Annotated in this window: 14 protein-coding genes; 5 read left to right on the top strand and 9 right to left on the bottom strand. The window is 72.2% G+C overall.

The features are described from left to right. Nucleotides 1-2 precede the first annotated feature (2 nt). The 7 genes from ACIPSA_RS25050 to ACIPSA_RS25080 all read right to left on the bottom strand — a co-directional run bounded on the left by ACIPSA_RS25050 (nt 3) and on the right by ACIPSA_RS25080 (nt 10726). Nucleotides 3-1331 (bottom strand): MFS transporter, encoded by a 1329-nt coding sequence (locus tag ACIPSA_RS25050; protein ID WP_402638211.1) that lies wholly within the window; start codon nt 1329-1331, stop codon nt 3-5. Beyond that, complete coding sequence (locus ACIPSA_RS25055) at nt 1328-2392, bottom strand: methyltransferase (protein WP_402638212.1); 1065 nt, start codon at nt 2390-2392, stop codon at nt 1328-1330. Before ACIPSA_RS25055 ends, ACIPSA_RS25050 begins: the two co-directional genes overlap by 4 nt. Before the next feature lie 17 nt (nt 2393-2409). Further along, a complete protein-coding gene (locus ACIPSA_RS25060; protein WP_402638213.1) occupies nt 2410-3699 on the bottom strand; it encodes a hypothetical protein in 1290 nt (429 codons plus the stop codon). Nucleotides 3700-3717: 18 nt separating this feature from the next. Next, complete coding sequence (locus ACIPSA_RS25065) at nt 3718-8154, bottom strand: amino acid adenylation domain-containing protein (RefSeq protein WP_402638214.1); 4437 nt, start codon at nt 8152-8154, stop codon at nt 3718-3720. Then, nucleotides 8151-8420: an acyl carrier protein gene (locus ACIPSA_RS25070; RefSeq protein ID WP_402638215.1), complete on the bottom strand. Its 270-nt coding sequence runs from the start codon at nt 8418-8420 to the stop codon at nt 8151-8153. The genes ACIPSA_RS25065 and ACIPSA_RS25070 overlap by 4 nt, the downstream gene beginning before the upstream one ends. 63 nt (nt 8421-8483) lie before the next feature. Continuing rightward, nucleotides 8484-9344, bottom strand: a complete 861-nt coding sequence (locus ACIPSA_RS25075; protein ID WP_402638216.1) for a hypothetical protein — start codon at nt 9342-9344, stop codon at nt 8484-8486. 86 nt (nt 9345-9430) lie between these two features. Further along, complete coding sequence (locus ACIPSA_RS25080; protein WP_402638217.1) at nt 9431-10726, bottom strand: tryptophan 2,3-dioxygenase; 1296 nt, start codon at nt 10724-10726, stop codon at nt 9431-9433. Nucleotides 10727-11087: 361 nt separating this feature from the next. Between ACIPSA_RS25080 and ACIPSA_RS25085 the strand changes: the two genes are divergently transcribed. The 3 genes from ACIPSA_RS25085 to ACIPSA_RS25095 all read left to right on the top strand — a co-directional run bounded on the left by ACIPSA_RS25085 (nt 11088) and on the right by ACIPSA_RS25095 (nt 12448). Further along, on the top strand, nt 11088-11408 hold the full coding sequence (locus ACIPSA_RS25085) for a GYD domain-containing protein (protein WP_402638218.1): 321 nt from the start codon (nt 11088-11090) through the stop codon (nt 11406-11408). Between the two features lie 126 nt (nt 11409-11534). Next, complete coding sequence (locus tag ACIPSA_RS25090) at nt 11535-12149, top strand: hypothetical protein (RefSeq protein WP_402638573.1); 615 nt, start codon at nt 11535-11537, stop codon at nt 12147-12149. Then, nucleotides 12146-12448, top strand: a complete 303-nt coding sequence (locus ACIPSA_RS25095) for a hypothetical protein (RefSeq protein ID WP_402638219.1) — start codon at nt 12146-12148, stop codon at nt 12446-12448. The genes ACIPSA_RS25090 and ACIPSA_RS25095 overlap by 4 nt, the downstream gene beginning before the upstream one ends. Nucleotides 12449-12520: 72 nt before the next feature. Here the strand turns inward: ACIPSA_RS25095 and ACIPSA_RS25100 are convergent, their stop codons facing one another. Both ACIPSA_RS25100 and ctaD read right to left on the bottom strand, forming a co-directional pair. Continuing rightward, nucleotides 12521-13072 carry a hypothetical protein gene (locus tag ACIPSA_RS25100; RefSeq protein WP_402638220.1) on the bottom strand — a complete coding sequence of 184 codons (552 nt, stop codon included), beginning with the start codon at nt 13070-13072 and terminating at the stop codon, nt 12521-12523. A gap of 3 nt (nt 13073-13075) precedes the next feature. Further along, a complete protein-coding gene (gene ctaD, locus ACIPSA_RS25105; protein WP_402638575.1) occupies nt 13076-14722 on the bottom strand; it encodes a cytochrome c oxidase subunit I in 1647 nt (548 codons plus the stop codon). 308 nt (nt 14723-15030) lie between these two features. Here ctaD and ACIPSA_RS25110 point away from each other — a divergent pair, with 308 nt between their 5' ends. Next, nucleotides 15031-18345, top strand: coding sequence for a CHAT domain-containing protein (locus tag ACIPSA_RS25110; RefSeq protein ID WP_402638221.1), 3315 nt, complete (start codon nt 15031-15033; stop codon nt 18343-18345). A gap of 223 nt (nt 18346-18568) precedes the next feature. Further along, the gene (locus ACIPSA_RS25115; protein WP_402638222.1) at nt 18569-23764 is read left to right on the top strand and encodes a family 43 glycosylhydrolase; all 5196 of its coding nucleotides are present in this window, start codon (nt 18569-18571) and stop codon (nt 23762-23764) included. Nucleotides 23765-23766: the final 2 nt, after the last annotated feature.

The raw sequence follows: 23766 nt of genomic DNA on the forward strand, positions 1-23766 counted from the left end.
TCCTAGGAACCGCTGGCTGCGATGACGGGGGCGGATCCGGTGACGGCGGCCGCGGGCTCGTCGGCCTCGGCTTCCGGTGCCGGGTCGGGCAGGTCGGCGTCCGCTGGAAGGGTTCGGCGCAGGGCCGGTCCCACCAGGGCGACCGCCGCGCAGACGGCGATGAGGAGGACGACCAGCGGCAGGCCGTGGGCGAGCGGAAGCGTGGCTCCGGCGAGGAGGGGACCGGCCACCGATCCGGTGGACACGGCCACCGACAGCATGGCGTTGGCCCGGCCCCGGATCCGTTCCCCGGCGAGGTCGTTGAGCAGCCCGGTGATCACCGGGAAGACGAGCGCCTCCCCCACCGACAGCAACAGCACCCCGGCCATGGCCGTGACCGTCGCGGCGGTGCCGTGCTGGCGTCCGGCGGCCAGGACGAGGGCCCAGGCCGCGGCCCAGAGGACGCCGGTGACGGACAGCACGGTGCTGCGCCGCACACGCTGGACGCGCTCGCCGAGCAGGACCTGGGTGAGCACGGCGACGACGATGTTCACGGCGAACGTGCCGGACAGCCCCTCCGGGCCCACCGCGCCCCCGGCCGTGAGGTAGCCGGGCAGTCCCGACCTGAGCTGTCCGTACGACACCAGCGAACACAGCGTCAGGGTGGCCAGCAGCACCGCGAGCGGCCGCTGCCCCAGCACCTCGCGGTAGCCCGCCGGTCCGTCCGTCGCCGGCTTCTCGCCGCCGGTGCGCTCGATGCGCGGCAGCAGCAGGAGGAAGGCGGCGCCGGCGACCAGGAAGGTGGCGCCGTCGGCGAGGTAGAGCACCGCGAAGCGGGCCGCGCGGGACCCCGGCCCCGAAGCCGCGACCAGACCTCCGACGAGGACGCCGAGCCCGGTCATCGCGTTGAACACCGCGTAGTCGGCCGAGAAGGCGAGCCCGCGCTCCCGGGCCGTGGCGGCACCGGCGTACAGATAGCGCAGGACCGTGCCCACCCCGCTGATGCCGAGTCCGTACACGACCGCGGCGGTGAGCGCGGCCGGCGCCGACGTGGCGAAGGCGTACAGGCCGGTGCCCGCGCCCGCCACGCACATCACCAGCGTGACGACGGCGCGCGGCGCGAGGCGGTCGAGGACCGCGCCCCAGGCGAGGCCGCCGACGACGGCGGTGGCGGCCTGGACGGCGAGGGTGGCCGCGGGGATCCAGGACGCGAGGCCCCGGACCTGGTCCAGATAGATCCAGAGGAACGGCAGGACCAGGCCGCCGCCGAAGGAGTTGACCGCATTGACGGCGAGCACGGCCCGGGTCCGCGGGGAGAACTCGCGCAGGACCGCGAGGGGGTTGACGCTCACCGCGCCTCCAGGACGTACAGCCACGAGTGCGGGGTGCCGAAGGGAACCGTGCGGACCGGGTGGAGTCCGGCGGCGGCGAACAGCTCCTCGTAGGTCTCCTTGGTGTGCAGGGGTACGCCCATGAGCGCGTGCGCGAGTTCGTATCCGAGGGAGAACACCGGCAGGGTGGAGGAGCCCTCCGCGTCCGGGCGGAGCATGGTGTCGGCGAGCACGAAGGTCCGCGCGGCCGGGAACGCCTCGCGCAGCCGGGTGAACAGGTGGGGGCGGGTGGCGGGGTCGGCGAGCAGGTCGTGCAGCAGGAAGAAGCTCATCACGGTGTCCACCTCGGCGATGGCGTCGCGATGGGCCTCGCGGTGGCACACGTCGAGCACATCGGTGCGGATCGCGCGCACCCGGTCCTCCAGGCCGGCCTCGGCGATGGTGCGGCGGCCCAGTTCGGTGGCGGGGCCGCTGATGTCCAGGCCCAGGCCGCGGGTGCCGGGGCGGGCGCCGACGACCCGGCTGACCCGGGCGGAGATGCCGCTGCCGAGGTCGGCGAGGGTGTGGAAGTCGATGCCGTCGAGGACGTCGTCGAGGGTGGTGGACATGAAGGAGCGGTCGTTCTGGCCGGAGCCGAGGGCTACCATCGCCTCGTCGCGCAGCAGGTCCTCGCCGAACGTGGCCTCGCCGGTGGCCAGTCGGGCGGCGCCGGAGAAGACGTCGCTGTAGCCGCCGACCGCCCAGGTGAAGTAGCCGCGCATCCGGATCGTCTCGCGTCCGGCGTCGGTGAGGACCGCGGTGTCGCCGCCGTCCTCCAGCCGCAGCCAGCCGCACACGGCCGCGGCCCGCAGGACCTCGCGGACGACGCGCTCGCGGACCGCGGGTCCGGCGGAACGCACGAACTCGGTCACGTCCAGGCGGGGTTCGGCGGCCAGGCGGTCCCAGACGCCCAGCCGGTCGAGGGTGTGCACGACGGTGGCGGCGACATAGCCGTTGAAGGCCTGGTCCACGCCGATCGGGGCGGGCGCGGCCCCGTACCAGTCGGCGGGCAGGGCGCTGGGCGGGGTGTGCAGGAGTGTCATCGTGATTCCGATCTCTGTCAGGCGAGTTGGGGTTCCGGAGGCAGGGCGTCGGCGCCGGCCAGGCCGACGAGTTCGTCGAGCAGGTGCTGCGGGTCGAGCGAGGTGGTGAGCGGCTCGTACACGGCCAGGGCCAGCGCCCAGTGGGCGGGGCCGCTGCGGAAGGTGCAGCGCACCAGTGGCGTGTCGCGCAGGCGCAGCGGCGACCGTGCGGCGTCCAGCACCGCCTGTCGCAGAAGCTCCGGCCCGCCGTCCGGGTCGGGGACGAGGTGGGCGGGCCGGGCGTCCGAGGTGGGCAGGGTGCGGGCCTGCCAGCGTCCGCCCGGTTCGCTGAAGACGGTGCGCAGGGCCGGGTGCCGGCGCTGGAGTTCGGCGAAGGCGTCGCTCACGGCGCCGGGTGCGGGCGGCGGTCCCGGTATCACGGCCGCGACGGCCACGTTGTGGTCCCCGGAGGAGCCGTGCCGGACCAGGTCGTAGAACAGCCAGCGCTGTTCGTACGGCGTGAGCGGGCGCGTGGCGGACGCGTCGGCCGGTGCGGGACCGCCCGGTTCGCGGCGGCGCAGCGGGTGGCCGGGCAGCCGGACCCGGCGGCCGGGGCGGCCGAGTGAGGTGTCGACGTCGTAGCCGTGCCGCCAGAGTTCGGCGAGCAGCCACGCGTAGGAGGTGCCGTCGGCCGGGTCGAGGGCGAGCGCGTCGGTCGCGTCCGGCCGGTGCGCGCCGATCCGGACGACGGGTGTGCCGGCGTGTTCCGCGGGAAGGTCCTCGTCGGTGGCCGGGGTGCCCGCGGCGGCGGCCCGCAGTGCGTCGGGCAGGGTGAGGTCACCGCGCGCCGCCGCGGCGGCGAAGGCGCCGGGTCCCGTTCCGCGCACCGCGCGCGGGGTCACGCCGCAGGCCCGCAGCCAGGCCACCGCGCCGTGGAGGACGGCGACGGTACGGGCCGCGGCGCAGTCACCGTGCTGCTCCGCGACGCGCAGTGCGTCGGCCACCTCGGGGAGGTCCGGGGGCGGCGTGGTGACCGGCGCTCCGTCGAGCAGCAGGACGGGTCCGTCGCCGGGTGCCCGCGCGGGCGAGGCGCCCGTGGTGGCGGTCGGCTCGCCCAGCAGGGCGGCGGCTTCGGCGACGGTGCCGCCGGTGACGGCGTCCCGGCAGGGGAAGCGTTCGCGGCCGGTCCGGAGGGTCAGGGCGACGTCGTCGAGGTCGGCGTCCGGCGTGTTCGCCAGCCACGCGGCCAGACGGGCGCGCATCTCGGCCAGGGACTCGGGGTCCCGTGCGGACAGGGCCAGTACGCGCGGGACGTCCGTCGGTGTCATGGGTCCGTTCACCACAGGTCACGCCCTTTCGAGCTGCGGGAGGAGGGCTGCCGGCGACGCGGCCCGGTGCTGCTGCACCACCACGTGGGCGTTGGTGCCGCCCACGCCGAAGGAGCTGACACCGGCCGTGCGCGGCCGTCCGGTCTCCTCGGTCCAGGCGCGGCCCTCGCTCAGCAGGGACAGGCGGCCGCCCGCGGCGAGTTCGTCGATGGGCTCGCGGACGTTGGGAGTGGCGGGCAGGTGCCCGTGGTGGACGGCGAGTACGGCCTTGATGAGTCCGGCGATGCCGGCGGCGGTGTTGCAGTGCCCGATCGAGGCCTTGACCGCTCCGACGGCGACCGGCGGTCCGGTCTGCCCCAGTGCCTCGTCCAGGGCCGTGATCTCGATGGCGTCGCCGAGGCGGGTTCCGGTGCCGTGGGCCTCGACGAAGCCGACGTCGGCGCCGCTGACACCGGCGGCGGCCAGGGCGTCGCGGATGACACGGGACTGGCCTTCGACTCCGGGCGCGGAGTAGCCGATGCGGGCCTTGCCGTCGTTGTTGACCGCGCTTCCGCGGATCACCGCGTACACCGGGTCCCCGTCGCGTTCGGCGTCGGCGAGCCGGCGCAGCAGCACGGCTCCGGCGCCGAAGCCGCCCACCGTTCCCGACGCGCGCCGGTCGAAGGGCCGGCACATGCCGTCGTCGGCGTAGAGGAAGCCGGGCCGGTAGCGGTAGCTGCCGTCGGAGGCCGGGTCGAGGGAGACGGCACCCGCGAGGGCGTAGTCGCTGCTGCCGGTCAGCAGGCTGCGGCAGGCGAGGTGGACCGCGTACAGGCCCGTGGAGCAGGCGGTGTCGAGGAGCAGGGCCTCGCCCCACAGGTCGTGCAGGTAGGCGAAGCGGGAGGCGACGAAGGTGGGGTCGGCGTTGACGACGTCGTCCACCCGGGCCTCGGGGTCGGTGTCGAGGACCTTGGCGCAGCCGGCGTACAGGCTGGTGCGGGAGGCGATCTCGGACAGCCGCAGGGAGGCGTCCTCCACGGCCGACCACAGCACCTCGTGCAGCACTCCCTGCTGGGGGTCGCCGTGGCGCAGGTCGTCCTCGCTGAAGCCGAGGAAGCCGGCGTCGTAGCCTGCGCCCTCGGCGGTCATGCCCCAGCGCGCCACGCGCCGCTGCCCGCCGGGCAGTTCGGTGATCAGCGGTCCGGGGCCCTCGGAGAAGCAGTCCCGTCCGGCCCGCAGGTTGTCCCAGAAGGCGCCCAGGTCGGCGGCGCCGGCGAACCGGGCTCCCATGCCGACGACGGCGACGGCGTCATCGTCCGACCCGGACCCGGACCCGAGCCCTGCCGTGAAGCGCGCGGCGGCCTGGCGCGGGGTTCCGCTCTCGTCACCGCCGAGCAGCCGGGTCTGCGACCGGACCGTGGTGTGGCGCAGCAGGTCGCCGATGGAGGGCCTGGTCCCGGTGGCGCGGCGCAGTGCCGCCTGGAGCCGGACCAGGAGGAGCGAGTGGCCGCCCACGTCGAAGAAGTTGTCGTCGGGTCCGAAAGCACGCTCGCCCAGCACCTCGCTCCAGGCGCCGTGGACCGCCTGGTGGAGGTCCGGTGCGGGCGCGGTGGCATCGCGGGTGACGGGCCGGGTCGGCACGGGCGCCGGGGTGTCCTCGGGCCGGGGCAGGCGCCGCCGGTCGATCTTGCCGTTCGGGGTGAGCGGGAGCTCGTCGAGGACGAGCAGGTGGGAGGGGACGGCGAACGTCGGCAGGCTCGCCCGCAGGTGCCGCATGACCTCCGGGTGGGCGCCGGGCCGGGCGAGTACCGCGTAGCCGACGATCTCCTTCTCGTCCCGGTCGTTGCGGCGGCTGGTGACGAACGCGGCGGTGACGTCCGGGTGGGCGCGCAGGGCGGATTCGACCTCGCCCAGTTCGACCCGCTGGCTCCGGATCTTGATCTGGTTGTCGGCCCTCCCGATGAACTCCAGGCGGCCGTCGGCGGTCCACCGCACCCGGTCTCCGGTGCGGTAGAGCCTGCCGCCCGGCTCGGTGCCGAACGGATCGGCCCAGAACCGCTCGGCGGTGCGGGTGGGGTCGCCGAGGTAGCCGAGGGCCACGCCGGAGCCGCCGAGGACGAGTTCGCCGGGCATGTACGGCGGCGCGGGCACGAGGGTGTCCTCGAAGACGACGTGGGCGCGGGTGCCGGGGACCGGGGTGCCGATGGACAGGGTGCGGGCCGCCTCGGGGACCTCCTCGACGGGGCACCATGTGGAGGTGAAGGAGTTCTCCGTGGGGCCGTAGCTGTGCAGCAGGGTGCCCGGGCGGGCCCAGCGCAGTGCTTTGCGCAGGTGCGGGACCGAGACCAGCTCGCCGCCGAAGTACACCCTGCGCAGTGTCTGGAGCAGGTCGGGCGCGTCCTCGATGATGCGGTTGAGCAGCGGGGTGGTGACCAGCAGGGTGGTCACGCCGAGGTCGCGGACGGCCGTGCGCAGGGCGGGCGGGTCGAGGACGAGTTCCTTGTCCAGTACGGCCAGCCGGGCGCCGTGCGTGAGGGCGCCCCAGATCTCGTAGGTCGCACCGTCGAAGTTGAGCGGGGAGAGGTGGGAGACGGTGTCGTCGGGTCCGAGGGGCAGGAAGTCGGGCCGGTGCATCAGGCGCACCACACCGCCGTGGTGCAGCAGGACACCCTTGGGGCGGCCGGTGGAGCCGGAGGTGTACAGGACATTGAAGACGCTGTCCGGGCGGATGCCCACGGCGGGCGGCGTGGCGGGCAGTCCCGCGGCCGCCTCGGCGATGTCCTGGGTGGTGTGCACGGGCAGGCCCTCCGGCACCCCGCCGGTCCCGGCCGACTCGGCGATGAGCACCCGGGGGCGGGCATCGTCCAGGACCAGCCTGAGCCGGGAGTCGGGGTGGTCGGGGTCGAGCGGCAGATACGCCGCCCCGGCCATGGCGACGGCCAGCATCGCGGTGATCGTGTGCGCGCCGGGCCGCAGCAGCAGCGCGACCAGGTCGCCGTCGCGGACGCCGGCTTCGGACCTGAGCCAGTGCGCCGCGCGCGCCGCCTCCTCGACCAGCGCGCGGTAGGTGAGGCTGTGGCCGCCGTGCACCACGGCGACGGCGTCGGGGGCGCGGCGGGCCTCGCGCAGGACCAGTTCGGGCACGCTCGGTGCCACGGCGGTGGTGTCCTCGGCCTGCGGAGCCGGGGTGTCGCGCCGGGGTGCTTCGGCCAGCGCGGCAAGCAGTTCCCCACAGCGGGCACCCGGGTGTTCGGCGGCCCCGAGCAGGGTGTCGAGCTGGCGGGCCATCAACGCGGCGGAGGCTCCGGTGTACAGGCCGGTGTCGTAGTCGATGCGCAGCACCAGCCGGTCGGAGTGTTCCAGTGCGGCCAGGGCGAGGTCGTACTTGGCCGAGGCGGTGTCCAGGTGCACCACGCGCACGGTGGCTCCGGGCACCGCTTGGACGGCGTCGGTGCGGGGCTGGTGCAGGAACACCGCGCGGTACGCCGGTGCGGTCGCCGGGGGCGGCGGTCCACCGGCGGCGAGCGCCTCCATGGAGTCCAGCACCTGTTCGCCCAGGCGCCGCGCGTGCTCGCCGAACTCCTCGTCGGGGACCATGCGGCTGCGGACCGGGAGCACCCGGGTGAACAGGCCCACGGCGTCCTCGGTGCCGGGCTCGCCGCGGCCGGCGAACGGCATGCCGAGGACGCCGTCCCGCTCGCCGGACCAGGCGTGCAGCAGCAGGCTCCACGCGGCCAGCAGCACGGTGGCGGGCGACACGGCGTGCCGGACGGCGATGTCCCGTACGGCGGCGACGCGTTCTGCGGACAGGGTGCGCTCGGCCCATCCGGCCGTGCCCCGCAGCCGGTCCTCGGCGCGTACGAGGTCGGGCAGCGGTCCGAGGGTGACGGGTTCGTCGGCGAGCAGTTCCTGCCAGTACGCGGTCGGCAGGCGCTCGGCGTCCTCGGTGGCGGGCGGCGACAGCTCGACGGGAGCGACGGCGACGGCGGCCCCGGAGGCATGGGCTCGGTAGGCGGCGAGCAGGTCGGCCGCGACGAGGTCCAAGGTGCGTCCGTCGGCGACGATGTGGTGCACCGTCAGAACGACCAGGGCGCCGTCGTCGTGATGCAGCACCTCGGCGCGCAGCAGGGGCGCGCTGCCCGGGTCCAGGGGGCGCTGCGCCGCCCGCACGGCCTCCTCGATCGCGTCGTCGGAGCGGCACGAGCCGGGTCGTCGTACGACGCCGAGCGGGACCGGTGCCGTCGGCTCCGGGCGGAAGCGGAGTTCACCGTCCTCGGCGTCGAATCGCCCGGCCAGCGCGGGCCGCCGGGCGAGCAGGTCGCCGAGGGCCGGCCGCAGGGCGGCCAGGTCGAGGTCGCCGAGGAACTCCAGGGCCACCGGCACGTTGTAGCGGCCCGACTCCGGCTCGCAGCGGTCCGCGAGCCAGATCTCCGTCTGGGCGGCCGAGACCGGCAGCCCGTCCGCGTGGCCGCTCACGAGCGCTCCTCCGGGGCATCGACCGCAAGCGCCTGCCCCAGCCCGCTCACTGTGGGGTTGCGGAAGAGGACCCGCACGGAGATCCGGCGGCCCAGGGCCGCGCCGAGGTCCCTGACCACCTGGAGGGCGCCCAGGGAGTGCCCGCCGACCTGGAAGAAGTGGTCCTCGTCGGTGAATTCGTCGTGGCCGAGCGCGCCGGCCCAGGCCTGGCGCACCAGTGCGGTGAGCTCGTCGGTGCCGCGTGTCGCGGATTCGGTCGCCGTCACGGCAGTCGTGTCCTTCCGTTCTTCGTCTCGGCCGCGTCCCGCGCGGGACCGGCGCTCGTGCGCTCAGGCGGTTGTCTGCTCGTCGGGCACGAACGCCCGGTAGGTGTCGTCCACGGAGTCCCACAGCCGCGGGAAAAGGCTGCGTTCGGCCATGGCGCGTACGCCCGCCGTGGAATGGCCGCGCAGGCTCTTGGGCAGGTCCTCGCGGGTGTCCGTCGCGGCGGACGGGCCGTCGGCCGGAGCGGTCTCGGGGTGGCCGCCGAGCTGGGACCACACCAGACGCAGGTGGTGGTGCTTCCACGCGGCGACCGCCCCGTCCAGCCTGAGCAGCGCCTGCCGTACGAGGGCGAGGTCGGGGGCCCGGTCCTCGCGGGCCGGCGGTGCCCCGCGGCCCTGCGCCTCGATGAGCCCCCGCACGTCGCCCCCCTCGCGGGCGACGGCGGCCTCCGTCTCCTGCCACAGCGCGACGGCCGCGCGACGCAGGTTGCGGGCGCCGGGCGAGTCGAGACCGGTGGTGTTCTCCGGGAAGGTCTCGCGCATCCGCAGCAGGCTCTCCTGCGGCAGGAAGTCCACGAGCACCTGGAGCGACCGGACAGCGACGTCTCCCATCGCGGCCGCCCGTTCCAGCAGTTGGGCGGCGAGGAGGTAGTCGCGCCCGCGCAGCCCCGCGGCCGCACGGCGCATCTCGTAGTGCATCTCGCACCAGGCGTACTCGGTGATCAGGTGCACCGTCTGGAACAGCCGCTGGTCCGGGTGGACGAGCCCGTCCTCCGGCAGCAGTGCCGACAGGGCGGCGGTGAGCCGGGTGTCCTCTTCGTAGTTGCTGCCCCGGTCGTACTCGTACGCGAAGAGGCGGTTGTTCTCTCCGGGGTTCATCGTCCGGCGGGCCCTTCCGGGCCTGCCGGTCTGCGCTCGCTTGCTCATCGTGGTGGACGCCTCCGGACGGGGGTGCGTGGGCGGGAGCGGGACGTGCGTGGGAGGGAGTGGGCCGCGCGGCGGGAGCGTGCGGCTCAGCCGACCAGGGCGCCGTGCCGGTCCGGGGCCGGGAACAGCCGGTTGTCGAGGACCGCCGCGAGGTAGGGCACGCCCTGGGTGTATCCGGTGCCGGAGCGTTCGCCGATCATCCGTACGGCCAGCCGGTAGTGGGTCTGCTTCCACCGCTGGTGCACGGATTCCAGCCGGTCGGCCGCCGCCCTGAGTGCCGCGTCGTCCGCGGCGTCCGGGCCGTGCGCGGCGATCAGGGCGTGCCAGGTGCCCTGGACGGTGGCCTGTCCGTTCATCACCCGCTCGCGGACCCGGGGTACGGAGGTGTAGGCGGACGAGGCGAGCCGGGCGAGGCTCGGCGTGGAGCACAGCGACTCGAAGGTCTTGTAACCGGCCGACTGGATGGCGCTCGCCCCCTCGGTGAATTCCCGGAAGATCCGGAAGGCCTCGGGCCGCATGGTCGCCAGCAGGGAGAACAGGGGCAGGGATTCCTTGAGCACCTCGGCCACGGCGCCGACGAGTTCCGCGGCCTCCGCCGGCCGGTTCCCGTCGAGCCGCCGTACCGCCGTGGCCAGGGCGGACGACATGAAGGTGAACGTCGTCTCGAACGCCTGGAGGGTGCGCAGGAACAGGTACTCGTCGTGCAGGACGTACACCGGCTGCACACTCGCCGTCAGCATCAGGGCCTGTTCCGGCGTGGCGGTGCGCAGGATCTCCGCCGCCAGCGGGCCGCCGGGGGTACGGCCCGGGACGGCGGCGATCGCCGCGGCGTCCACGACTCCCGCGGGCAGCGCGCGCAGGGCGGCGGGCTCCATCGCCCGTACGGCCAACCTGGCCCGCTTGGCCACGAGTTCGGGCGACGGTGGCATGTCGTGCGGGGCGCCCGGGGTGTCGGACAACGCCCGCTGCTCGAACCGGATCAGATCGGCGAGGAGGAACAGCAGCACCTCGTCGCGTGACCGGAGCGCCTCGCGCCAGTCGGCCGCGGCGGGCCGGTGCAGCAGGCACAGGGCGGTGTAACTGGGGTAGTCGTAGCGGTCGTCGTGCTTGTCGAGGACGACGTCGAGGAACCTGCGCAGGAAGGACGGTCCGTCCTGGCCCTCGGACGTGGGCAGCCGGTCGCGAACCTCACTGAGCAGGTCGAGGAGTTCGGTCGCCAGGAAGTGCTTGCCGACCGACCGCAGGTGCCCGAGAACCCTGCTGTAGGGGAACTCCGCGGGCTTGCCGGGCACCGCCCAGGCGAGGAGTTCCTCGACGACGTCGGCGGAGGCGGGAACCGCGGCCGACGGGAGGATCGCCGGAGCGGATTCCGTGGAACTCATCAGGAATTCCAGGAGGTTGACACGGCAGAGGTCCGGGATATGTCCCTGACCCGGAGTCGGGTAATTCGAGAGACCATGAATGGGTGTCCTTTACTCGGGGACGGCTCGCGACCGCGATCGCTTTCTGAAAAGAGATCCTCCGTCGGTCGCGCCGAACTCCCAAGTCACCAATATCCGGTCACGCCGACTCGGTCACGCCGATTCGGTAACGCGTGTACGGTCCCGGGATCACGTGACAATTTCCTGCCGGAAAGAGGTTCAGCTTCCAACGAGTGAATCCGGCGATTCGGTGGGGGACGGCCGTCGCGGGAGGGGGAAAGCCATCCTGCACACCCGACAACCGATGGCAGGGAGCGTCCCGATGCCGAAGTTCCTCATCCAGGCCACCTACACACCCGAGGGCACCATGGGGCTGCTCAGGGAGGGCGCGAGTGGCCGCCGGGCCGCCGTCGACCAGGTCGTCACCGACCTCGGTGGCGAGGTCGAGGCCATGTACTACGCCTTCGGGGAGGACGACGTCGTCATCATCATCGACCTCCCCGACCCGGTCTCCATGGCCGCCGTCAGCCTCGCCGTCAAGGCCAGCGGCGCGCTCCGCACCCGGGCCACCCCTCTCCTCACCCTCGACGAGATCGACGAGGCCGCCCGCCGGCAGGTCGCCTTCCGCACCCCCGGCGCGTAGACGTAGCCCATACGAATGAGTTGACGGCGCCGCAGGGTGAACGTCGGGACTCGGAGCATCGCGCCGACGGCGGCATGCCCCTCGCGACGACTAGCGTCGACTCTCGTGTTGCTCAGCTACGCCTTTGTGAACCTGAAGCCCGGAGTGGGGAAGACGACCAGCGCGGTCTGGTTGGCTCACGCACTTCACGAGTCGGGGAACCCACCGTTGCTGGTGGACAGTGACCCCGCCTCCTCCGCACTGCGCTGGAGCGAACTGGCAGGCGGCTTCCCGTTTCCGGTGGTCGCCCTTCCGGTGGGTGACGTGCACCGCCGGGTGAACGACTTCCTCGGGAACCGGAAAGCCGTGGTGTTCGACGCCCCGCAACTCGAGGACCACGCGCACATCGCCCGGAGCATCATGCGGTACGCGAGCGAGTGGATCGTACCGGTGACGCCGGCTCCCATCGAGCTCGATCGCATGGCGCCCATCGGCGGCGAGATGGGCGACATGCAGTCCTTGCGTGCCCAGCCGGCCCGCGCCGCCGTCCTGCTGAACCGCACGAATCGTCCGGACGCCACGCGCACCGGTCCCGATGCCGATGCCCGCGAGGCCCTCACCGAGCGCGGCTTCGACGTGTTGTCGACCCATATTCCGCGACTCGACTTGTACGCCCAGTCATTCGGCAGCCCGGTCCAGGTCAAAGGCTCGGCCTACATGGACCTCGCAAACGAGCTCATCAAGCGTCAGGACCCGCGATGAATCAGCGCAAGGACACCTACCGGGCCGCATTGCAGCGCGAACCGCAGGCCGCGCCGTCCCGTCCGGCCAAGGTCACCCATCTGCACACCCGATACGTCCGAGTGACCATCGAGCTCTCCCCCGCCCTGTCCCGCGACGTGACCCGCTGGGCGGCAGCGCCCGTTTCCGCGCTCGGGAGCGTCGGTGCCGCCGTACTGCGCCCCCTGACAAGCTGGGGCACGGTGGCGGACGCGGTGGTGGAGGCCTCGTCACTGGTGGGCGACATGATCCGGCCCCGGTCGAGGCACCCTCGCCCCTAGAGCCTCCAAGATGCCGGACGCCGGCTCCGGGGCCCGGGCGGGCCGTCGTCCGCGCCCGGGCCCCGGAGCCGCCTACATGGCCTGGCCAGGACCGGAGAGTCTCCTGCGTCGCATGTACGCGACCGCGATGGTGAGGGACAACCCGACGATCGCGGAGGAGACGGAGGACACCGCCACCCAGTCCGTTCCGTCGTCGGACCCCACGACGGCCCAGAGGCCCGCGAGGACCGCCGCGGCGGTCAGCCCCAGGCCGATGACGGCGGCGATGACCTTTCGGGCACGCCCGGGGTCGGGTACGGGCTGATCGTGGCGCAGCTCCGCCCAGTGGCGGGCGGCCTCATGTCTCTCCCGCCGCCGTTGCACGGCCGCGCGGATCCGGAGGCCCGCCGTGGCAGCGCCGCCCAGCACCGCGGCGGCGGAGGGGATCCACCACGTCTCGGCGAGGAGCAGCAGGACCGCGATGAACCCGGTCGTGCTCCAGCCACTGAGACAGGCCGCCGCGGCGCTGCGCCGGGACGCGGGCCGGTCGGCCCCCGCGCGCAGGTCCGCGAGCGCCGGCAGGTACCAGACGCAGCCGGACACTGTCGTGGCCGCGCATCCGAGGGCGAGAACGGCTTGGGGCATGGTCTACTTCGCCGCCTCGAGCGCGGCGATCTCCGGATGGTGCAGGTCGAACGCCGGGGACTCGCTGCGAATGCGCGGGAGCTGCACGAAGTTGTGGCGCGGCGGCGGGCAGGACGTGGCCCACTCCAGTGAACGGCCGTAGCCCCACGGGTCGTCGACCTCGACCTTCTTGCCGTACTTCGCGGTCTTCCAGACGTTGTAGAAGAACGGCAGGATCGACAGGCCCAGCAGGAACGCCCCCATCGTGGACAGGGTGTTGAGGGCGGTGAAGCCGTCGGCGGCGAGGTAGTCGGCGTAGCGGCGGGGCATGCCCTCGGCGCCCAGCCAGTGCTGGACCAGGAAGGTGAGGTGGAAGCCGATGGTGAGGGTCCAGAAGGTGATCTTTCCGAGGCGCTCGTCGAGCATCTTGCCGGTGAACTTCGGCCACCAGAAGTGGAATCCGGCGAACATCGCGTACACGACGGTGCCGAAGACCGTGTAGTGGAAGTGCGCGACGACGAAGTACGAGTCGGAGAGGTGGAAGTCCATCGGGGGTGAGGCCAGAATGACGCCCGTCAGGCCGCCGAAGACGAACGTGATCAGGAAGCCCGTGGTCCACAGCATCGGGGTCTCGAACGAGAGCGACCCCTTCCACATGGTGCCGATCCAGTTGAAGAACTTCACTCCGGTCGGCACGGCTATGAGGAAGGTCATGAAGGAGAAGAACGGCAGCAGCACCCCGCCCGTGACGTACATGTGGTGCGCCCACACCGTCACCGACAGACCCGCGATCGCGATGGTCGCGGCGATCAGGCCCATGTAGCCGAACATCGGCTTGCGGGAGAAGACCGGGATCACCTCGGAGACGATGCCGAAGAACGGCAACGCCAGGATGTACACCTCGGGATGTCCGAAGAACCAGAACAGGTGCTGCCACAGCAGCGCGCCGCCGTTGGCCGAGTCGAAGACGTGGCTGCCGAACTTGCGGTCGCATTCGAGCGCGAACAGGGCCGCGGCCAGGACCGGGAACACGATCAGGATCAGAAGTGCCGTCAGCAGGACGTTCCATACGAAGATCGGCATGCGGAACATGGTCATGCCGGGTGCGCGCATACAGACGATCGTGGTGATGAAGTTGACCGCACCCGCGATCGATCCGAACCCGGACAGGGCGACACCCATGATCCACAGGTCGGCGCCGAGGCCCGGCGAGTGCACGGCGTCCGACAGCGGCGCGTACAGGAACCACCCGAAGTCGGCCGCTCCGCCCGGGGTGAGGAAGCCGAACGCCGCGATCGACGAGCCGAACAGGAAGAGCCAGTAGGCGAGCATGTTCAGGCGCGGGAAGGCGACGTCGGGCGCGCCGATCTGCAGCGGCATGATCCAGTTCGCGAAGCCCGTGAACAGCGGCATGGCGAACATCAGCAGCATGATCGAGCCGTGCATGGTGAACGCCTGGTTGAACTGCTCGCTCGACATGATCTGCAGGCCGGGGCGCGCCAGTTCGGCACGCATCAGCAATGCCATCACACCGCCGACGATGAAGAATACGAACGCGGTGACCAGGTACATCGTCCCGATCTTCTTGTGGTCGGTGGTGGTCAGCCACTCCGTCCACGCGGGCCGCCCGCCGGCCGGCTGGTCAGTCCGCCCCGGTGTCACCGCGGCCACGGGGGCCGCCGCGCTCCTCGACCGCACGGTCTCCACCTGCTGTTCTTGCGTATCGCCCACCGGACGACGCCCTCCTTTTGTGCCTTGTGGAGGCGAGCCGCGAAATGCCGTGGTGCAGGTACGGACCCGGCCGTTCTGGCCGTCCCGGCCGCCGCCTCATGATCGTCGGAGGGGTACCCGGGGCCGATAGGGCCGAACGGTCCCTGCACCGGTGACGGAGGGGGTCCAACGGCCCCACTTGGTTTGTAGACTCCTCTCCCTGCCTTCGCTTCGGGGGGAAGGCGAGCAGACCTGCCACTGGAGACCACGTGGTGCGCAAAGGCGTCGGCGACCTGCCCGCCCCGCTGCGGCGGGCGCTCGCTCTGGCTCAACAGGGGTACGAGGCGCGGGCGCGCTTCGACAGCGGTGCGGGCGGCGCCGAGGCGCTGGGGGAGGCCGTCCGGGCGGTGCGGGAGGCGCTCGCCGAGCCGGTGCACGATCCGCGGCTGCGGGCGGTTCTGGACAGCTCACTGGCCTCGCACCTGTACCACCGCTGGCGGCTGACGGGCGACGCGGATGCGCTGGCCGAGGCGGTCACGCTGGGGCGGACGGCGGCGCGTGGCCCGCACCCCGACCCCCTCGAACCGCACCGCAACCTGTGCGCCGCGCTCACCGCCCTCTTCGAGACGACGACCGAACTCGCCCTGCTCGACGAGGCGGCCGGGCACGGCCGTACCGCGGTGACCCTGAGCCCGCCCGGAAGTCCGGCGCGGGCGGGCTGCCTGTCCAATCTGGCCGCGGTACTGCACCGCCTCCACCAGTTCCGTCCCGATCCGGGGCTGCTCGACGCGGCGGTCACCGCCGAACGGGGGGCGCTGGAGTGTGTCCCGGCCGGCGACCCGGCCCGCCCCCGCTTCCAGCACAACCTGGCAACGCATCTGCGGGCCCGCTACGACGCCACCCGCGACCTCGACGCGCTGGAGGAGTCCTGTGCCCTCGCCCGTGCGGCGGCCGACGCCTCGGACAACCCGATGCACCTGGTGTCCGCGGCCGGCGCCCTCCTCACCCGCTACCTCGCCCGCGGCCGACTCGCCGACGCCCACGAAGCACTGGCGCTGGAGGAACGGGCCCTGGCCGCCACGGCCCCCGGCGACCCGCATCGCCCCGCCTTTCTCAACATGACCTCCGCCACGCTGAGCCGTATCGCCGAACGCACCGGCGAGCCGCAATGGGCGCGCCGGGCCGTGGCCGCCGGCGAAGAGGCCGTCGCCGGCACCCCGCCGCACCACATCGACCGGCCCAGTCACCTCCACAACCTGTCGCTGCATCAGGCGGCGCTCTTCCGCCTCACCGGCGACGTCGACTCGCTGCGCGCCTGCGTGGTCTCCGTCCGACGTGCCCTCGACGCGCTGCCGCCGGCCCATCCGGACCGTGGCGGCTGCAGTTCGGTGCTCGTGGAAACCCTGGTGACGCTGTACGACCACACCCGGGAGCCCGGTCCGGTCGACGACGCGGTCCGGGCGGCGCGAACGGCCCTGGACGAGGGGCCCACCGACGGCGCGCAGCGCGGCCCGTGTCTCAACAACCTGAGCATCGCCCTGCACGCGAGGTACGGGCTCGATCGCGACCCCGCCCACCTGCGGGAGGCGGTGGAGGCGGCCCGGGAGGCGGTGCGTGTCGCGGGTGACGACCCGCGCCTCCCGCTCTATCTGGGCTCGCTGTGCGCGGCGCTGCGCGATCTGAGCGCGGTGACCGGCGGCGACCGGGACGTACTGCGGGAACTGGCCGCGGCCGCCCGCCGTGCCCTGGACCACACCCCGCCGGACTCCCCGGACCGGGTCAGGCGCACGGGTGAACTCGCCTGGGCCCTGCTGCTGTTGGCCTCCGCCGACGGCGACGCGGCCGGGGCCGCCGTGCGGGAGGCGGTCTCCCTGACCCGGCATGCCCTCGCGTCCGTCCCACCCGGCCACCCGGCACAGGCCGGACTCGCCCTGACCCTGGGCTCGGCACTGACCGCCCCGCCCTCCCACACGTCCGCGCCGCACCTCACAGAGGCGACCGCCGTGCTGGCGAAAGGAGCGGCAGCGGCCGCCTCCCCGCCGCAAGACCGGCTGGAGTCTGCCCGTGCCCTGTCCCGGCTCCACACGGCGCTGGGCGACCCTGGCGCCGCGCTGGCCGCCGTCGAGCAGGCCGTCGACCTGCTGCCCTGCGTCGCGCCCCGGCATCTGGCGCGCGTCGGCCGGGAGCACGGCCTGGAACGGCATCCCGGTCTGCCGCAGGAGGCGGTGGCCGCGGCCCTCGCCGCCGGCCGGCCCGGCCGTGCGGTGGAGCTCCTCGAACGCACCCGGGGCCTGCTGCTCGGCGAGATCATCGAGGCCAGGGGTGCCCCGGTGTCGCTGCCGCCGCCGCTGGCGACGGAGTTCGTACGGCTGCGCGCCCTGATGGCGGAACCCGCCGAGCCGCCGGGGGACGGGCTGCGGATCCTGGCCGCGGCGGAGGAGCGCCGGACGCTGGTCACGCACTGGAACGATCTGCTGGAGCGCATCCGGCGCACCCCGGGCCACGCGGACTTCCTACGGCCCCCCGAACTCCCGGACCTGCTGGAGGCGGCGGACGGCCCGGTCGTCATGGTCGTCGACGGTCCGTCCGGGGGCCATGCCCTGATCGTCGGCTCCGGAAGCGGGCCCGGCACAGTCGGCGTCGTACCCCTGCCCGGGCTCACCTTCGGCATCGCCCACCACTGGGCGGCCCGCCTGCGCGAACCCCTGGACCGGGGCGAGCCGATGGACCACCAGGACCTCATGGGGCTGCTCTCCTGGCTGTGGGAAGCGGTCGCCGAGCCGGTGCTCACGGCTCTCGACCCGGCACCCGGTTCCCGCCTGTGGTGGTGCCCCACGGGGCCACTGGCCCTGCTGCCCCTGCACGCGGCCGGGCGGTACGGGCAGGAAGGGTCGGCCTGCTCCGTCCTCGACCGGGTGGTGTCGTCGTACACCCCGACTCTGCGGGCCCTGGGGTACGCGCGCTCGCGGCCGGCGGGCTCCGCTGCCGGGCTGGGGGAGGCGCTGGTGGTCGCCGTACCGGATCCGGGTCGGCACAGTCCGCTGCCGGCTGCGCTCCGGGAGGCGGAGACGGTCGGACGCAGGCTGTCCGGAACGAGGGTGCTGAGCGCGACCGGGGCCGACCGGGAGACTGTGCTGCGCGCACTGCCCCGACGCCCGGTGGCGCACTTCGCCTGCCACGGGGTCGGCGACGCGGTGTCCCCCGCGGGCAACGGAGTCCTGCTGGCCGACGGCGTGGCGCTGACGGTGGCGGCGGTGGCCGGTCTCGATCTGCAGGATGTGACGCTCGCCTATCTGTCCGCCTGCGGCACGAGCGAGACGCGGATCGGTCTCGCGGACGAGTCGGTGCACCTGGCTTCGGGCTTCCAGATCGCCGGCTACCCGCAGGTGATCGGCAGCCTGTGGAGCGTGCCGGACACCGCCTCGGCCCGGCTGGCCGACAGCTTCTACGCCCACGCGACCGAGGACGGCCGACTGCTCCCGTCCCGCGTACCCGGTGCCCTTCACCGGGCGGTGGCCGAGGCCCGCCACCGCTATCCGGACCACCCCGAACTGTGGGCGGCGTTCGTCCACCACGGCGCCTGAGCGGAACCCCGTACTCCAACACAGCGCCGTGGTCCCGGCGTTGGGAGTTGTTCGAGGTGTCGGACATTGTTCGAAACCTCTTGACGCTGCACCGGACGCCGACTGACACTCACGCAACACGACGTCACACAGCCGTAACAGCAGGGCGCCCGCGGCTCCCTCATCAGCCATGCCCCAAGCCATGTCCCAAGCCATGTCACATGTCTCAGCAGGGAAAATCGACATGACGTACAACGCACGTCCACGCGGTCGCGCGAGACGTTGGGCGGGCCGTCTCGCCGGACTGACCACCGCGTCACTGCTCCTCGGCCTGGCCGGGCCCGCCGCCCCCGCACAGGCGGCGGAGAACGCGGACATCACCGACGGTCTCGCCCTCTGGTACAAGCTCGACGCCGCCTCCGGCAGTGCCGTCACCGACGCCTCCGGCAACGGCCGGGACGGCACGGTCAGCGGCACCGCCGACTGGTCCGGCACCGGTCAGGGGCTCGCCTTCAACGGGTCCGACACCTACATCAAGGTGCCGGACGACATCCTGAAGGGCATGGACGCGATCACCGTCTCGATGGACGTGCTGATCGATTCCGCCCAGACCACGCCGTACTTCGTCTACGGCTTCGGCAACTCCAGCGGCAGCAGCGGGAACGGCTACCTGTTCACCACGGGCAACGGCTTTCGGACCTCGGTCGCGACCGGCAACTGGTCCACGGAGCAGACCACCAAGCCCGCCGACGCGCACAATCTGAGCCGTTCGGTGTGGAAGCACGTCACCTACACCCAGTCCGGCACCACCGGAGTGCTCTACGAGGACGGTGTGGAGGTCGGCCGCAACTCGTCGGTCACCATCACCCCCGGAGCCATCGGCTCCGGCACCACCACCGCCAACTACATCGGCAGGTCGGTCTACTCCGGCGACAAGCTCTTCAAGGGCAGGATCCGCGACTTCCGGGTGTACGACCGGGCGCTCGCCGGCTCCGAGGTCGAGCAGCTCGCCCTCCCCGTCGCCACCCAGGGCGTCGCCGACGACAAGGCGGCCCTGAGCCTCGGTGACACCAGCACCGTGACCGCCGACCTGGACCTGCCGAAGACCGGCACCGCGGGCGGCTCCGCCATCAGCTGGTCCAGCGACAACCCCGCCGTCGTCTCGGACAGCGGCAAGGTGACCCGTCCCGCCGCCGGTTCACCCGACGGCCACACCACGCTCACGGCCACCCTGAAGAAGGGCACGGTCACCGACACCAGGACCTTCGACGTGACCGTTCTCGCCGCCTTCGACGACGCCACCGCCACCCGCCGGGCCGCCGACGCGCTGACCGTCCACAACCTCGACGACGTCCGCGGCAACCTCACCCTCCCCGCCGACGGCGCCCACGGCACGACCATCACCTGGTCCTCCGCCGCCCCGGACGTCATCTCCGCCGACGGAGTGGTCCACCGCCCCGCGCACGGCGCCGGCGCCACCACCGTCGACCTGACCGCGACGGTCACCAAGGGCGAGGCGAGCGCGACCCGCGTCCTGACCGCCCAGGTGCCCGAACTCCCCGCCGGGGAAGCCCTCAAGGGCTATGTGTTCAGCTACTTCACCGGCGAGGGCACCGCCGACGGCGAACAGCTCCACGCCGCCCTCAGCAAGGGCAACGACCCTTTGCACTGGCGGGAGTTGAACGACGGCAAGCCGGTCCTCACCTCCACTCTCGGCGAGCAGGGCCTGCGCGACCCGTTCATCATCCGCTCCCCCGAGGGCGACAAGTTCTACCAGATCGCCACCGACCTCAGGATCTACGGCAACGGCGACTGGGACGCCGCCCAGCGCACCGGCAGCAAGTCCATCATGGTCTGGGAGTCCACCGACCTCGTCCACTGGACGAACCAGCGGCTGGTGAAGGTCTCGCCCGACAGCGCCGGCAACACCTGGGCACCGGAGGCCTTCTACGACACCGAGCTCGGCGAGTACGTGGTCTTCTGGGCGTCCAAGCTGTACGACAACGAGGCGCACTCGGGCGACACGTACAACCGGATGATGTATGCGACCACCCGTGACTTCTACACCTTCAGCGAGCCCAAGGTGTGGATCGACCGCGGCTGGTCGGTCATCGACTCCACGATGATCCAGCACGACGGGACGTACTATCGCCTGTCCAAGGACGAGCGGAACAACACCTCCTCCACGCCCGACAGCAAGTTCATCTTCGAGGAGAAGAGCGACTCCATCCTCGCCCCGTCCTGGGACGCGGTCGCCGAGGGCATCGGCAAGGGCACGATGAGCGCGGCCGAGGGTCCGCTGGTGTTCAAGTCCAACACCGAGGAGAAGTGGTACGCGTTCCTGGACGAGTTCGGGGGCCGCGGCTACATCCCGTTCGAGACCACGGACCTCGACTCCGGCAACTGGACACCGTCGACCGGCTACGACCTGCCGGCCAGGCCCCGCCACGGCACCGTCCTGCCCGTCACCCAGGCCGAGTACGACCGGCTGCTGCGCGCCTACCAGCCCGACCAGTCGGTGGACAGCGTCGAGAGCGTGAAGGTGAGGACGAAGACCGGCCAGGCTCCGGTCCTGCCGGCCACCGTGATCGCCAGGTACGCCGACGGGGTCGACCGGCCCGTGGCCGTCACCTGGGACGACGTCCCGGCCTCGGCATACGCGCAGACCGGGACCTTCACCGTGACCGGCAGCCTGCCGGACGGCGCCGCGATCCCGGTCCGGGCCGAGGTCACCGTGTCGGAGGAGGGCCCCGACGTCCCGGCCGACCTGCTCCTGCACTACGGCTTCGACGAGACGTCCGGCAACATCGCCGTCGACTCCAGCGGCCACGGCTACCACGGCACGTACGTCCGCACGCCCGGGTTCGGTACGGGTGTCAAGGGCGGCTCCTTCAAGATGTCCGGGGACGCCACCAGTTCGCCGTACGTGAAGATCCCGAACGGCGTGCTCAAGAACGCCGACAGCGTGACCGTGTCGACGTACGCCAAGTGGAAGGGCGGCGACAACTTCCAGTGGCTGTTCGGGCTGGGCCCCGACAGCGACAAGTACCTCTTCGCCACCCCGTCCAACGGTGGCTCCAGCCTCTACTCAGCCATCACCACGGCGAGTTGGTCGGCGGAGTCGAAGCTGACGGCCGGCTCGCGGCTCACGCCCGGCGAGTGGCGGCACGTCACCGTCACCCTCGACGGCTCGACCGGCACGATGGTCCTCTACGTCGACGGCATCCAGGTCGCCCGCACGACGACCACCATCAAGCCGTCCCAGCTGTACGACGCCGACAAGGACTACACCGGGTACATCGGCCGTTCCCTGTACTCGGCCGACCCGTACTTCGGCGGCGAGGTCGACGACTTCCGCATCTACGACCGGGCCCTTTCGGCCGCCGAGGTGATGGAGCTCAGCGGCAACACGGCCGGTATCGCCAAGGCGACACAGTCAGGTCTGAAGGTCGACGCCATCGTCGACGACGCGGACAGCAAGATCACGCTGCCCATGACCGAAGGCACCGATCTCACCTCTCTGGCACCGGAGTTCACCCTCGCCCACGGCGCCGCCATCAACCCGGCCTCCGGCAGCGTCCAGGATTTCAGCAAGCCGGTGACGTACGAGGTGATGGGCTCCGACGGCAAGAAGCGCACCTGGACGGTCTCGGCTCTCATCATGAAGAGTCCGGTGCTGCCGGGGCTCAACGCCGACCCGAACATCGTGCGTTTCGGCGACACCTTCTACATCTACCCGACCACCGACGGTTACGACGGCTGGAGCGGCACCCAGTTCAAGGCGTACTCCTCCACCGACCTCGTCCACTGGACGGACCACGGCGTCATCCTCGACCTGGGACCTGCCGTCAGCTGGGCGGACAGCAGGGCCTGGGCGCCGACGATCGCCGAGAAGGACGGGAAGTACTACTTCTACTTCTGCGCCGACGCGAACATCGGCGTGGCGGTCTCCGACTCACCGACCGGCCCGTTCAAGGACGTCCTGGGCAAGCCGCTGCTCAAGGCGGGCCAGTACAGCGGTCAGATGATCGACCCTGCCGTGTTCACCGACGACGACGGGCAGTCGTACCTCTACTGGGGCAACGGCCACGCATACGTGGTCCCGCTCGACGACGACATGGTCTCCTTCGACGCCTCGAAGGTCACCGACATCACCCCCGCCGGCTACAACGAGGGCTCCTTCGTCATCAAGCGCCACGGCACCTACTACTTCATGTGGTCGGAGAACGACACCCGGGACGAGAACTACCGCGTCGCCTACGCCACCGGCCCCTCCCCCACCGGCCCCTGGACCGAGCACGGGGTGATCCTGGAGAAGGATCTCTCCCTCGGCATCAAGGGCACCGGCCATCACTCGGTCGTCCACGTGCCGAACACCGACGACTGGTACATCGCCTACCACCGGTTCGCCATCCCCGGCGGCGACGGCACCCATCGCGAAACGACCGTCGACAAGCTGGAGTTCGACTCCGACGGTCTGATCAAGAAGGTCGTCCCCACCCTGACCGGTGTCGACCCGGTGACCATCGTCCACGCCGGCCCGGACGCCGACGGCACAGAGGGCGACGCGATCGGGCTGAACGGCACGGTCTCCGGGGCCGGCAGCCCGAAGTGGACGGTCGAGCGGGGAGCACCCTGCGCCTTCGCCGACTCCGGCGCGGCGCAGACCGCGATCACCTGCACCGACGACGGCACCTACACGGTCACCCTCACCGGCGGCCGCAGCAGCGACACCGCAACCGTCGAGGTGACCGACGCGGCGCCCGCCATCACCTCCGCCGCGGGTCCGCGGACACCGGTGCCGGTCGGCAGGCGCGCGGTCGTCACGGCCGAGTTCACCGACCCGGGTACAGGTGACAGCCACACCTGCGCGGTCGACTGGAAGGACAGCACCGAGCCGCGGCCCGGCACCGTCACCGGCTCCAGCTGCCATGCCGAGCACACCTATGCCAGGGCAGGCATCCACCGCCCGGTGATCACCGTCACCGACGACGAGTCGGCCTCGGACAGCAAGACCCTCCCCGAGCTGATCGTCTACGACCGCGCCGCCGGGCCCGCGCTCGGCACCGGCATCTTCACCTCACCGGCGGGCGCCTGTCCCGCCAGACCCGAACTGACCGGCAGGGCGTCCTTCTCCTTCACCGCGTACTACACGAGGGGAGCCACGGTCCCCGCAGGAATGGCGTACTTCGAATTCGGCCCGGCCAGGCTGAAGTTCCGCTCGACCGACTCCGACTGGCTGGCGGTCACCGGATCCCGGGCCGTGTACCAGGGCTCCGGCACGGTCGACGGCACCGGCGGCTACGGCTTCCGAATCACCGCCACCGACGGCCCGGACACCTTCCGCATCAAGATCTGGAAGAAGTCCACCGGTGACGTCGTCTACGACAACCTCACCGGCGCCAGGCCGATCGGCATCATCACCGTCGGCAACCGCTGACG

Source organism: Streptomyces sp. NPDC086549, assembly GCF_044746205.1.
In the GTDB taxonomy this organism is placed as follows: domain Bacteria; phylum Actinomycetota; class Actinomycetes; order Streptomycetales; family Streptomycetaceae; genus Streptomyces.

Bases quoted from the DNA above. Each gene is read 5' to 3' on its own strand.
- ACIPSA_RS25095 (WP_402638219.1), top strand. From the start codon at position 12,146: ATGAATCAGCGCAAGGACACCTACCGGGCCGCATTGCAGCGCGAACCG.
- ACIPSA_RS25060 (WP_402638213.1), bottom strand. From the start codon at position 3,699: ATGACACCGACGGACGTCCCGCGCGTACTGGCCCTGTCCGCACGGGAC.
- ACIPSA_RS25115 (WP_402638222.1), top strand. From the start codon at position 18,569: ATGACGTACAACGCACGTCCACGCGGTCGCGCGAGACGTTGGGCGGGC.
- ACIPSA_RS25100 (WP_402638220.1), bottom strand. From the start codon at position 13,072: ATGCCCCAAGCCGTTCTCGCCCTCGGATGCGCGGCCACGACAGTGTCC.
- ACIPSA_RS25055 (WP_402638212.1), bottom strand. From the start codon at position 2,392: ATGACACTCCTGCACACCCCGCCCAGCGCCCTGCCCGCCGACTGGTAC.
- ACIPSA_RS25085 (WP_402638218.1), top strand. From the start codon at position 11,088: ATGCCGAAGTTCCTCATCCAGGCCACCTACACACCCGAGGGCACCATG.
- ACIPSA_RS25075 (WP_402638216.1), bottom strand. From the start codon at position 9,344: ATGAGCAAGCGAGCGCAGACCGGCAGGCCCGGAAGGGCCCGCCGGACG.
- ACIPSA_RS25080 (WP_402638217.1), bottom strand. From the start codon at position 10,726: ATGAGTTCCACGGAATCCGCTCCGGCGATCCTCCCGTCGGCCGCGGTT.